11 protein-coding genes are annotated in these 13,079 nt (G+C 53.1%); 10 read left to right on the top strand and 1 reads right to left on the bottom strand.

Annotation, left to right across the window (positions count from 1 at the left end):
- Positions 1 to 13 precede the first annotated feature (13 nt).
- The 6 genes from trkA (at position 14) to N7E60_RS13815 (ending at position 6,350) form a co-directional block, all read left to right on the top strand.
- Positions 14 to 1,390: a Trk system potassium transporter TrkA gene (gene trkA / locus N7E60_RS13790; protein ID WP_069588060.1), complete on the top strand. Its 1,377-nt coding sequence runs from the start codon at positions 14 to 16 to the stop codon at positions 1,388 to 1,390.
- Between the two features lie 137 nt (positions 1,391 to 1,527).
- Positions 1,528 to 2,559 (top strand): GGDEF domain-containing protein, encoded by a 1,032-nt coding sequence (locus N7E60_RS13795; RefSeq protein WP_269597773.1) that lies wholly within the window; start codon positions 1,528 to 1,530, stop codon positions 2,557 to 2,559.
- A gap of 94 nt (positions 2,560 to 2,653) precedes the next feature.
- Positions 2,654 to 2,920: a YihD family protein gene (locus N7E60_RS13800; protein WP_077458097.1), complete on the top strand. Its 267-nt coding sequence runs from the start codon at positions 2,654 to 2,656 to the stop codon at positions 2,918 to 2,920.
- A gap of 188 nt (positions 2,921 to 3,108) precedes the next feature.
- The gene (gene ccoG, locus N7E60_RS13805; RefSeq protein ID WP_077458095.1) at positions 3,109 to 4,536 is read left to right on the top strand and encodes a cytochrome c oxidase accessory protein CcoG; all 1,428 of its coding nucleotides are present in this window, start codon (positions 3,109 to 3,111) and stop codon (positions 4,534 to 4,536) included.
- Positions 4,537 to 4,626: 90 nt separating this feature from the next.
- Positions 4,627 to 5,607: a serine/threonine protein kinase gene (locus N7E60_RS13810; RefSeq protein ID WP_269597774.1), complete on the top strand. Its 981-nt coding sequence runs from the start codon at positions 4,627 to 4,629 to the stop codon at positions 5,605 to 5,607.
- A 29-nt stretch (positions 5,608 to 5,636) separates the two neighbouring features.
- A complete protein-coding gene (locus tag N7E60_RS13815) occupies positions 5,637 to 6,350 on the top strand; it encodes a thiol:disulfide interchange protein DsbA/DsbL (RefSeq protein WP_269597775.1) in 714 nt (237 codons plus the stop codon).
- Here the strand turns inward: N7E60_RS13815 and N7E60_RS13820 are convergent, their stop codons facing one another.
- Complete coding sequence (locus N7E60_RS13820; protein ID WP_096630329.1) at positions 6,351 to 7,874, bottom strand: YifB family Mg chelatase-like AAA ATPase; 1,524 nt, start codon at positions 7,872 to 7,874, stop codon at positions 6,351 to 6,353.
- Positions 7,875 to 8,357: 483 nt separating this feature from the next.
- Between N7E60_RS13820 and ilvG the strand changes: the two genes are divergently transcribed.
- The 4 genes from ilvG to ilvD are packed head-to-tail and all read left to right on the top strand — an operon-like array spanning position 8,358 to position 13,078.
- Positions 8,358 to 10,004: an acetolactate synthase 2 catalytic subunit gene (gene ilvG / locus N7E60_RS13825; RefSeq protein ID WP_269597777.1), complete on the top strand. Its 1,647-nt coding sequence runs from the start codon at positions 8,358 to 8,360 to the stop codon at positions 10,002 to 10,004.
- A complete protein-coding gene (gene ilvM, locus N7E60_RS13830; protein ID WP_069588069.1) occupies positions 10,004 to 10,261 on the top strand; it encodes an acetolactate synthase 2 small subunit in 258 nt (85 codons plus the stop codon). The genes ilvG and ilvM overlap by 1 nt, the downstream gene beginning before the upstream one ends.
- A gap of 14 nt (positions 10,262 to 10,275) precedes the next feature.
- Entirely contained in the window at positions 10,276 to 11,217 is a 942-nt protein-coding gene (gene ilvE / locus N7E60_RS13835) for a branched-chain-amino-acid transaminase (RefSeq protein ID WP_069588071.1), read from the top strand.
- A gap of 19 nt (positions 11,218 to 11,236) precedes the next feature.
- Positions 11,237 to 13,078, top strand: a complete 1,842-nt coding sequence (gene ilvD, locus N7E60_RS13840) for a dihydroxy-acid dehydratase (RefSeq protein ID WP_077479878.1) — start codon at positions 11,237 to 11,239, stop codon at positions 13,076 to 13,078.
- Position 13,079: the final 1 nt, after the last annotated feature.

The following is a 13,079-nucleotide window of genomic DNA, read 5'->3' on the forward strand; positions in this document are numbered from 1 at the left end:
GAGAGTTAATAACATGAAAATCATCATCTTGGGCGCCGGACAAGTCGGCGGCACCTTGGCAGAAAACTTGGTGGGTGAAAACAACGACATCACCATTGTCGATTGTGCGCCTGAGCGACTGCGTGACTTGCAAGACAAATACGATCTGCGCGTGGTGCAAGGCTATGCCAGCCATCCCTCAACGCTGCAAGAAGCTGGCGCACAAGATGCTGATATGTTGGTTGCCGTCACCAATTCTGACGAGACCAATATGATTGCTTGTCAGGTTGCGTATACCCGATTTAATACACCTAACCGTGTCGCCCGGATCCGTAGCCCAGAGTACTTAGCAGTCAAAGATCAGCTGTTTAATCGCGAGGCCTGTCCGGTCGATCATTTAATTGCGCCCGAAGAGCTCGTCACCCGCTACATTCGCCGCCTCATTGAATATCCCGGGGCGCTGCAGGTGGTCGGTTTTGCCGATAACAAAGTGGGCTTAGTCGCCGTCAAAGCGTATTACGGCGGCCCGCTTGTCGGAAAGGCCTTGTCGGCGCTGCGTGAGCATATGCCGCACGTAGACACCCGTGTTGCCGCTATCTTCCGTCGCGATCGTCCGATTCGTCCACAAGGCACCACCATTATCGAAGCCGATGATGAAGTATTCTTTGTCGCCGCCAGTAACCACATTCGCTCCGTGATGAGTGAATTGCAACGCCTCGAAAAACCCTACAAACGGATCATGATTGTCGGGGGCGGGAATATCGGGGCAGGCCTAGCCATGGCACTTGAACGCCAATACAGCGTTAAGCTTATCGAGCGCGATCCTGCCCGAGCCGAACACCTATCTGAGTTGCTGGAAGATACCACGGTATTTTGTGGCGATGCCTCCGATCAAGAGCTGTTGAGTGAAGAGCACATTGACCAAATCGATGTCTTTATCGCGGTGACCAACGAAGATGAAGCGAACATCATGTCTGCCATGTTGGCCAAACGCCTTGGGGCAAAGAAAGTCATGGTGCTTATTCAACGCGGTGCATATGTTGATTTAGTGCAAGGCGGCGCGATCGATATTGCCATCTCGCCTCAACAAGCGACCATCTCTGCCCTGCTAACCCATGTGCGTCGCGGTGACATCGTCAATGTGTCATCGCTACGGCGTGGCGCGGCCGAAGCCATCGAGGCTATCGCCCATGGTGATGCTGCAACATCCAAAGTCGTGGGCCGTGAGATTGGCGATATCAAGCTACCCCCCGGCACCACCATCGGGGCAGTGGTACGTGGCGAAGAAGTCTTGATTGCACACGATAAAACCGTGATCCAACAAGACGATCATGTGGTGATGTTCTTGGTCGATAAAAAATACATTCCAGACGTAGAGCGTCTTTTCCAGCCCAGCCCTTTCTTTCTCTAAATCAATATTCTGTAGGCCAATCTGGCCTACAGGCACACACTTTTGGCTCGCACACTGCCTGCGCCCTAAATTTGGGTATACACTGATAATAACGTGTTTTTCCGGCCCCCGACCGGACAGGGAGTATCAACGTAGCCATGTCGGATGATCAGTTTCAACAATCGACCGCTTTTCTAAAGAAAGCCGTGCCGTTAATGATGAAATACAAGGTGCCCACCACCCCTACCAACTACGCGTTGTGGTACACCTATGTCGCGGATACCGATCCTCAACTCAATGCGGATGTAGACGACACGCTCACGCACCATGGCACCTGCAGTCCGCTGCAAAGTGACATGCTCTACCAAAAACACGTCGCCGATAAACACAGCCAAGACATGAGCGCTCTCAAGCAAAGCCTCGAATCGATGATGACCGAGATGAGCCACTCGATGTCGGATACATTGCAAGACACCGATGCCTTCCAGAGTGTGTTGGATCGCACCTTCGAACAGCTTGCGCGGGTAGAAGATGAGGGCTTATCTATCGATGAGACCATCGCGGTCGTGCGTAGCGTGGTTAAAGACTCGCAATCGCTCACCCAGTCGACCCGCTACTTCAAGCACCAGCTCAGTGATGCGCAGCAAGAGATCTCTCAGCTCAAACAGACGCTGGCAGAAATGACAGAGCAAGCCACGCATGATGGCTTAACCGGCCTATTAAACCGCCGTGCCTTCGACCGAGAACTCACCGCCTATATCGACAGCAATCTCACTCCGCCTTTTTGCCTCGCCATGATTGACCTTGACCACTTTAAAAAGCTCAACGACACCTATGGCCATGTGATTGGCGATACCGTGCTAAAACAAGTGGCCAAGCGCCTCAGCGATTACTGTCGTGATGGCATCCAAGCCTTTCGTTATGGCGGCGAAGAGTTTGCTTTGCTCATCCCGCAAAAACGTCTCAATGGCGCCAAGCGTATTGCTGAAACGATACGCACCGCTATCGACCGGATGATTATCAAAGATAGACGCCGTGGCAACACGCTCGACCATATCACGGTATCGATTGGCGTTGCCGAGTACGATAATGAAACGGGTGAGTCTGCGTCAGATCTCATTCATCGTGCTGACAAGCACTTATACAGCGCGAAGAAACTCGGCCGCAATCGCGTGATGCCGATAAATTAATCCTCACCTGCGCCTTATTTGATCTTGGCTAAGTTTCAGCCCAATACGCTCGGGCAAAATGGTGTTTTTTACGTGCCACACATAAAGGACACCTATGAATTGCCATCGCATCAATGAACTGCTCGAGCTGTTAAATCAGTCGTGGCAGAAAACGCCGGAGCGCTCACTGGTCGAGATGCTCACTGTCATTGCCCAAGAGGCTGGTCATCAAGACGGACTGGACAACATCTCGGACGACACCTTGATCTATCAGCTCAAAATGCGACTAGAAGATAAAACTGCCCCTATTCCCGGCTTGGCAAAAGACAGCGAAGAGGACTTCAAAGCCGCTATCTTGCGTGCTCGCGGTATTCAATCTTAAGCGGAATGAGGCAGGGAGCACACATAGAGCGCTGTTATAGCTGGAATTGTTCTAGTTTGTGACTGTTTCGCAAACTATGACACTGATAGAGTATTCGCGAATCTGGCTACGCTATAATCACGCGTCACAACGATAAACAGGGTCTGGCAACGTACCAAGGCCTCGACATCCCAAGGAAAGCCAATGTCATGAGCAACGAAAAGATAGACGTCAAAGACGTGACCGCAAAAGAATACAATCCGAAAACCCATAAAGGGGGCGACGATCGCTTTAATCCGAGCAATCGCATTTATGTGCGCGCGGTAAAAGGCTATTACCAAAAGATGCGCCGCTATATGGGCTGGTTTTTCATGGTGCTGTTTCTCGCGATTCCTTGGATCCCGTATCAAGGGCGCCAAGCGATTTTGCTCGATATCGGCAACCAGAAGTTCACCTTTTTTGGCACCACACTTTGGCCACAAGATCTGACCTTATTGGCAGCCTTGTTGATGCTTGGGGCGTTCGGACTCTTTTTTATTACCACCTTCCTCGGCCGCGTCTGGTGTGGATACCTTTGCCCGCAAACCGTGTGGACCTTCCTGTTTATCTGGTTTGAAGAAAAGCTCGAAGGCGCCGCCAACAAGCGTCGCAAACAAGACTCATTAAAAATGACCCCTGAGCTGGCCGTACGCAAAACCGCGAAACACGCAGCATGGTGGGTGATTTCTTTAATTACGGGCATGACCTTTGTCGGCTATTTTGTCCCCATGCGCGAGCTGGCGGTGGACTTAGTCACCTTTGATACCAGTTTCTGGGTCGGTTTTTGGGTGATTTTCTTTGCCGCCTGTACTTACGGAAATGCGGGATGGATGCGCTCGATTATGTGTATCCATATGTGTCCCTATGCACGTTTCCAATCTGCCATGTTCGACAAAGACACTTTTATTGTCGGCTATGATGTCGAACGGGGTGAAAAACGTGGCCCACGCCCACGTAAAAAAGATCCCAAAGAGTTGGGGCTGGGCGACTGTATTGACTGTAATTTATGCGTTCAAGTCTGCCCAACAGGCATCGATATTCGCGATGGCCTACAGTATGAATGTATCAACTGTGGCGCCTGTATTGATGCCTGTGACCAAACCATGGACCGCATGGGCTATGAACGCGGACTGATAAGCTATACCACCGAGCATAAGCTTGAAGGGAAGAAGACGGCAGTTATGCGACCCAAACTGGTCGGTTATGGCGTCGTCATGACCATTGTCACGGCTATGTTTATCTACTTAGCCATGTCCGTGATGCCCATGGAATTGGATGTCATTCGTGACCGTAACCAGCTTTATCGCGTCAACAATCAAGGGCTGATTGAGAATACCTACACGCTGAAAATCCTCAATAAGACCCAAAGTGATGAAACCTATACCCTCTCGGTGAAAGGACTAAAAGATGTGCAATGGTACGGCCCACAAACCGTTAAAGTGCAAGCGGGAGAAGTGTTCTCACTGCCCATCAGTTTAGGCGTAGACACCTACGAAATGACCCAACGCATTGCCGACATCACTTTTGTCATGGAGCGTGCATCGGGCGACAAACAAAAAGAGGTCCAAGCGGAAAGCCGCTTTATTACAGACCTTTAATCAGCCACCCAGCTGATTGGTAACAAGGGCGCATGCAGCGCCCTTTTTATTTGTTACCATGACACTTCTGTGCTGAATGAGTAGCAAACCATGACTGAACCTGGCTTTGATTTTCACGCCCTCACCCCTGAGCATCAACTGGATGCCATTGAGTCGGTGGGGATTTACCCACAATCGGGTTTACTTGCACTGAACAGCTACGAGAATCGGGTTTACCAATTTGTTGCCGATGATAGCAAGCGCTACGTGGTGAAGTTTTATCGCCCTGCGCGCTGGACAGACGAGCAAATTCTTGAAGAACACGCGTTTTGCCAAGAGTTAGTCGACGCGGAGGTTCCCGTCGTTGCCCCGCTTGTTCGCGACGGGACCAGCTTGTTTCATTTCAACGGCTACCGTTTTGCATTGTTTCCCAGCGTGGGTGGGCGCAACTTTGAAGTCGATAACTGGGACCAGATCGAAGCGGTTGGCCGCTATCTTGGCCGTATTCACCAAGTCGGTGCCGCTCGACCTTTTCAGGCACGTGCGCGATTTGATCTCGACACCCACCTCTACCAACCTCGCCAAGCATTGACCCATGCGAGCCTGATCCCCGATGGGATTAAAACGACCTTTTTCTCCGATCTTGACCGATTGATCGATGCCATTAGCGAAAGATGGCATACCAACTGGCCGATTATCCGTTTGCACGGCGACTGCCATCCCAGCAATATCCTATGGCGCGATGGCCCGTTATTTGTCGACTTTGACGACACCCGCAATGGCCCCGCGATTCAAGATCTGTGGTTGTTTTTAAACGGCAGCCGTGCCGATCAGCTGGCCCAACTCGATACCCTTGCCGACGGCTATCGTGAGTTTAGTGAATTTCCCGCTGACCAATTGCAACTGATCGAGCCATTACGTGGTCTGAGAATGGTGCACTATATGGCGTGGTTAGCAAAACGTTGGCAAGACCCGGCATTTCCACGTGCATTCCCTTGGTTTGCTGAGGCAAAATACTGGGAAAGTCAGGTGCTTGCTTTTAAGGAGCAGCTTGCCGCCTTACAAGCGCCATCGCTTACCTTGTACCCGTAAGCGTTCAACCGATAACGGAGAGTCATTCAATGATGCTGAAAAAACTGCTTCCTATCTTGCTCGTACTCGGCCTTGCGGCCTGCTCTGAGCCTGAAACCGTCGAGTCGACAAGCCAACAGGCCACGACGCAAAACCAAAACCAAACCCAAACCCAAACTGAGCCAGCAGAAGCAATCGACGTCCCCGCCGCCAAACCCGGCCGCTTCAAGGCGGGAGAGGATTATCAAATCCTAGACACCGCAGCGACCGATACCCCAACGGTGACCGAGTTCTTCTCGTTTTACTGTCCGCACTGCTTCCAATTTGAGCCACTGGTTCAGCAGTTGAAGCAGCAAGTGCCTGATAATGCCAAAGTAGTGAAAAATCACGTTTCTTTCATGGGCGGCAACATGGGTGAAGTGGTCACACGCGCCTATGCAACCGCCGTGGTCTTAAACGTTGAAGACACCATGATCCCGGTGATTTTTGACCGCATTCATGTGGCCCAAAATGCGCCCAAGTCGCTAGATGACGTTCGCCAGATGTTTGTCGACAACGGCGTTGACGGCAAAGAGTTCGATTCGGCTTACAACAGTTTTGCCGCCAACTCGATGGCCAAACGATTTGATCAATCTTTTGAAAAAGCCGGCCTACGCGGCGTGCCTGCGGTGATCGTGAACGGTAAATATCACGTGACACCGAAAACCGTCGAAACCCCTGAAGAGTACTTCCAACTGATTAACTTCCTGTTAAGCCAGAAGTAATCAACTGACTTGGGCGTTGAGATGGCGAAGTAAGCCATCCATCGCCCGATACCCTAAGGCCTCAGCAAGGTGAGGGCGGCTTATCGCCTCCGCTTCGGCCAGATCGGCAATCGTCCTCGCCACTTTAATGATCCTATGGTATGCCCGCACAGACAGTCCTAATCGATGCAATGCCTGTTCGAGAAATGCGGCATCCGCCTGCGCAAGCTGACAATATTCCTCCATTTCGCGATTGCTGAGTAACGCATTCACTTTCCCTTGCCTCGCCAACATACGCGCACGGGCACACGCAACTCTTTCCCGTACCTTTGCGGTTGATTCACCGCGGTCGCCACCGCTCGATAGCATCCCGCGCGGCAATGCCGGGATCTCAATTGACATATCAAACCTATCCAGCAAAGGGCCAGATAAACGCGCCAAATAGCGCAACACTTGCTGTGGATTAGAGCGCGCCAACTCGCCTTCATGATGGCCTGTCGGGCTCGGGTTTAATGCGCCAATCAACTGAAAGCGGGCGGGGAAACGGGTTTTACCGTTAGCACGCGAGATAATAATTTCACCCGACTCCAGCGGTTCGCGAAGCGCATCGAGCACACGACGCTCAAATTCTGGCATTTCATCCAAAAACAGCACCCCTTGGTGCGCCAATGATATCTCCCCGGGACGCGGGACCGTTCCGCCCCCGACCAGCGCCGCCATAGAGCTAGAGTGATGAGGACTGCGAAACGGTCGCTGACGCCAGTTTCCCTCATGCAAAGGTTGCTGGGTTAATGACGTGACCGCGGCGGAGGCTAACGCTTCTTCGTCGTTCATGGGAGGAAGCAAATCGCACAAGCGCGACGCTAACATGGTTTTTCCTGTTCCCGGCGGTCCAACAAACAACAAGTTATGTGAACCACTGGCGGCGATTTCTAACGCGCGTTTGCCTTGCTGTTGGCCGATGATGTCACGTAAGCAGCGGGTTGGCGCCGGCGTCGTATCACTATGTGGTGTCGCGTTAAGCTGCAAACTCTGTTGACCAGCTAGGTGCTGACACACTGCGATTAAATCAGGCGCTGACACGTGGCGCTCGCTGTCCACCAACGCCACTTGGCTAGCGTTATCATCAGGAACCACGAGCGCACGCTGCGCTTTTTGGCTGGCAAGTGCAGCTGGTAATGCCCCTTTGACGGGGCGCAACTGCCCGGATAACGCCAGCTCACCGAGAAACTCAAATTCATGCAGCCGTTTCGCTGGAATTTGCCCAGAGGCGACCAAAATGCCAAGCGCGATAGGCAAATCAAAACGCCCACCTTCTTTCGGTAAATCCGCCGGTGCTAAATTGACAGTAATACGCCGTGATGGGAATTCAAAATTGGAGGTCACAATGGCACTTCTGACCCGATCGCGCGCTTCTTTAACCGTGGTTTCCGGTAACCCCACCAGCGCAAACCCTGGCAATCCATTGGAAATATGGACTTCAACCGTCACATTGGGAGCCTCTACCCCGACACACGCTCGGCTATGCACAATCGCTAGCGCCATGACTCTATCCTGCTATTACTATGAAACCTTGCGCTTATGGTGACGAGAGAATTTGTGATTCAGAGTAATTTTTTCTTGTCATGCGAGTGAGGTCTGTGATACCACTACAAATGCACAACAATTAAACATGAGACTCGGCGCTAGATCGAGTTCATGACTGACCTGTAACAAGCAGGCGCAAACAAAAACATAATTAACAAAACGCCCAAAAATGGGCGACTAACGACAAGAAAAGACAGACAAATGCCAAACTTCGCTACCGTCCTCATTATTCGCCTTATCGTGGTCATTCTGCCGCGAGGGGTGTAGGTACGCGAAACACAGCAGCAAACATCGCAACCAAGCCCCCGCACCCAACCAGGTCCGGGGGCTTTTTTCATTCATGTGGCCAAGCCACACAAAAACGGAAGCAGCAAAAATGGAGAGCGCAGACACTGACTATTCGCACACCTGCCCTCCCCGTTCATTCGGGGAGGGGCGACGATGACAGGTGCACAATGGGTTGTGGAAGCCTTACGTAAGCAAGGCGTTGAAACGGTATTTGGTTATCCCGGTGGCGCCATCATGCCAGTCTATGATGCGCTATACGACGGCGGCGTCGAACACATTTTATGTCGCCATGAACAAGGCGCTGCCATGGCCGCCATCGGTTATGCCCGTGCTAGCGGGCGTCCCGGCGTCTGCCTAGCGACCTCTGGCCCCGGCGCGACGAATCTGATCACCGGATTGGCCGATGCCATGATGGACTCCGTCCCAGTGGTCGCCATCACAGGCCAAGTGGCTAGCCCATTAATCGGCACGGATGCTTTCCAAGAAATTGATGTCTTAGGTTTGTCTTTGGCCTGTACCAAACATAGCTTTTTGGTCACAGACTCCGCAGACCTCACCGCCACGCTCGAAAAGGCGTTCGTCGTGGCACAATCAGGCCGCCCGGGGCCTGTGTTAGTCGATATTGCTAAAGACGTACAGCAAGCGCTGATCCCTGCGCCTCGTGAGGCCTCAGTGCCTGCGCCCACCGGCGTCCCTCTGGATGCTGTCGCGCTCGAACATGCCAATGCGCTTATCCAAAAAAGCGAGCGCCCTATGCTTTATGTCGGTGGTGGCGTGGTGTTAGGCAAAGCAACGGCGGCGCTTCGTGACTATCTTACTCGCAGTCAAATGCCCGTTGTCAGCACTCTTAAAGGGCTAGGCACCGTCAACAAAGACTACCCGCACTATTTAGGCATGTTGGGTATGCACGGCACCAAAGCCGCCAACCTTGCGGTACAGCAATGTGATTTGTTGATTGCTATCGGGGCCCGTTTTGATGATCGCGTCACCGGGAAGCTCGATACCTTTGCTCCTCACGCAAAGGTAGTGCATGTGGATATTGATGCCGCAGAATTAAACAAGCTGCGCCGCGCACAAGCGCCGGTTTGCGCTGAGCTGAATACCGTCTTACCCAAGCTCGCCGCGCCCCACACCTCACCAGCATGGCGAGAGCAAGTACACCACTGGCAACAGCAGCATGCATGGCGTTACGACCATCCCGGCGATGCCATTTATGCGCCCGCGCTACTGAAAACCTTATCAGACAGCATGCCGGAACAAACCGTGATCGCCACCGATGTCGGTCAGCATCAAATGTGGGTCGCCCAGCATGTGACGCCTAGCGAGCCCGAGAACCTGTTGACCTCGGCAGGGCTTGGCACCATGGGATTTGGTTTACCCGCCGCGATGGGTGCGAAGATCGCACGCCCCGACGATGAAGTGGTGCTGGTGACCGGTGATGGCTCATTTATGATGAATATCCAAGAGCTTGGCACCTTAAAACGCCGAGGCATCGGCGTGAAAATCATCCTGCTCGACAATCAACGCTTAGGCATGGTGCGCCAGTGGCAACAGCTCTTTTTTGATCAGCGCTACAGCGAGACCAATTTATCTGACAACCCTGATTTTCTCACCTTAGCGCGCGCCTTTGACATACCGGGACACCGTATCCGCTGCAAAGAAGAAATACATGCTGGGCTGACCATGATGATGGGCCATCCCGGTCCTTACTTGCTACACGTTGCTATCGATGAAATGGAAAATGTTTGGCCGCTGGTGCCACCCGGTGCGGCCAACCAACAAATGATGGAGCAAAGCTGATGACACAACACCAATTTTCGATTCATGCTACCCACAGTCCAGAATTATTGGAGCGCATCTTGCGCGTGATCCGTCACCGTGGTTTTACCGTGCGTCAGCTCAATGTCTCCATGCCCACAGCGGCGGGCGAGGTAATCTTTGACGTGACCGTCGAAAGCCAACGCGCGATCGAGACCTTGCGACCACAACTGACTAAGCTATGGGACGTAGTTGAGGTACTCACTCCCTCAACCCAATCACATTCCCTACGCGCATAAAAAAGGAAAATAACATGTCGACAAATACCGCTGATTACATTTGGTCTAACGGTGAAATGATCGCTTGGCAGGATGCCACTGTGCACGTACTGACTCACGCGATGCATTATGGTACCTCCGTCTTTGAGGGGATCCGTTGTTATGATACCCCAAACGGCCCGGTGGTCTTTCGCCATCGTGAGCATATGCAGCGCTTAAAAGACTCTGCCAAAATCTACCGCTTCCCGATCCCCTTTAGTGTCGATGCCCTAATGGAAGGGTGCCGCGAAACCCTACGCGTTAATCAACTGCGCTCGGCGTATATCCGTCCGTTAGGCTTTGTGGGTAACGTGGGTTTAGGCGTTTGTCCGCCTGTCGATACAGAAATGGATGTCATCATTGCCGCGTTCAGTTGGGGCAGCTACCTCGGTGAAGATGCGCTGGCCCAAGGCGTGGATGCGATGATCTCAAGCTGGAACCGCGCCGCCCCAAACACCATCCCCACCGCCGCTAAAGCTGGCGGAAACTATTTATCCTCCCTACTGGTAGGAGGCGAAGCTCGCCGCCATGGTTACGCCGAAGGGATTGCTCTGGACGTACGCGGCTTTTTATCCGAAGGCGCAGGAGAAAACCTCTTTGTGATCAAAAATGGCGTGATCAGTACCCCCCCCGCCACCAGCGCGATTTTGCCAGGGATCACCCGTGACTCGATCATCACTCTTGCAAAAGAGCAGGGCTACACCGTGCGCGAAGAGCCGATTGCACGCGAAGCGCTTTATCTGGCCGATGAGGTGTTTATGACTGGCACCGCGGCCGAGATTGTGCCCGTACGTAGCGTCGACCAAATCACGGTCGGCGAAGGCCAACGAGGCCCGATCACCGCCGCGTTACAACAAGCCTTTTTCGGCTTGTTTGATGGTACCACCGACGACAAATGGGGCTGGCTTGACCCCGTTAACCCTCAGCACAGCGAATAAAGGCAAAGGAGCCGTAATTATGCCAACCTATCGTTCCGCTACTACCACCCACGGTCGCAACATGGCAGGGGCGCGCGCGTTATGGCGCGCCACTGGCGTCAAAGATGACGACTTTGGCAAACCCATTATTGCCGTGGTGAACTCCTTTACCCAGTTTGTTCCCGGTCATGTCCATCTCAAAGACATGGGCCAGCTGGTGGCGAAAGAAATCGAGCAAGCCGGCGGTATCGCCAAAGAGTTCAATACCATCGCGGTCGATGACGGTATCGCTATGGGTCACGGCGGCATGCTCTACTCGTTGCCTTCGCGCGAGATCATTGCCGATTCCGTGGAGTACATGGTCAATGCGCACTGTGCCGACGCCATGGTGTGTATTTCCAACTGCGACAAGATCACTCCGGGCATGCTGATGGCCGCTATGCGCCTGAATATCCCAGTGATCTTTGTGTCGGGCGGCCCGATGGAAGCGGGCAAAACCAAACTGTCCGATCAAATCCTCAAGCTCGATTTGGTCGATGCCATGATGCAAGGCGCCAATCCGGACGTCTCCGATGAGCAAAGCGAGCAAATCGAACGCTCCGCTTGCCCAACCTGTGGCTCGTGCTCTGGCATGTTTACCGCCAACTCGATGAACTGTTTGACCGAAGCGCTGGGGCTGAGCCAGCCGGGTAATGGTTCCATGCTCGCCACCCATGCCGACCGAGAGCAATTGTTCATCAACGCCGGTAAACGCATTGTGGGTCTGACCAAGCGCTACTACGAGCAGGACGATGACAGCATCTTGCCACGCAATATCGCCAATCGCGCCTCGTTTGAAAATGCCATGGCGCTGGATATTGCTATGGGTGGGTCCACCAATACGGTGTTACACCTGCTCGCCGCCGCGCAAGAAGGCGAGATTGATTTTGATATGGATGACATCGATCGCATGTCTCGCCAAGTGCCTCACCTTTGCAAAGTCGCGCCGTCAACCCAGCAATATCATATGGAAGATGTGCATCGTGCTGGGGGTGTGATGGGCATTCTTGGGGAGCTGCAGCGCGCGAACCTGCTCAATGTCAAACAACAAACCGTACTGGGGATGAGCCTCGAGGAACAGCTCGCCCAGTATGACATCATGCAAACCGATGATGAGGACGTGAAGTCTTTTTATCGCGCCGGTCCCGCAGGCATCCGTACCACCCAAGCGTTCTCGCAACGTTGCCGTTGGGATACCCTGGATGATGATCGCCAATCCGGGTGTATTCGTGCCCATGAATACGCCTTTAGTCAAGACGGCGGCCTTGCCGTGCTACAAGGCAACATCGCCTTAAACGGCTGCATCGTCAAAACCGCAGGGGTGGATGAAAGCATACTGACCTTTGAAGGTCCCGCGGTCGTGTTTGAAAGCCAAGACAGCGCGGTAGATGCCATTTTAGGTGGCAAGGTGAAAGCGGGTGATGTGGTGGTGATCCGCTATGAAGGCCCGAAAGGTGGCCCAGGTATGCAAGAAATGCTGTATCCGACCACCTACTTAAAATCGATGGGATTGGGTAAATCCTGTGCCCTGCTCACCGATGGTCGTTTCTCTGGGGGGACATCTGGGCTGTCCATCGGCCATGTTTCGCCCGAAGCAGCCAATGGCGGCACCATCGCCTTAGTCGAAGATGGCGATCGGATTCGTATCGATATTCCTAGCCGCGAAATCAGCCTGCTGGTGGATGAAGCCACTCTCGCCACTCGCCGTGCTGAGGTGAACGCACGCGGTTGGAAGCCTAAAGACCGCCAACGCCAAGTCTCCTACGCGCTAAAAGCGTATGCCAGTCTCGCCACCAGTGCCGATAAGGGTGCAGTGCGCGATCGCAGTAAGTTGGAGGAATAAC

Origin of the sequence: Salinivibrio proteolyticus (assembly GCF_027286365.1) — a bacterium.
Taxonomy (GTDB): domain Bacteria; phylum Pseudomonadota; class Gammaproteobacteria; order Enterobacterales; family Vibrionaceae; genus Salinivibrio; species Salinivibrio proteolyticus.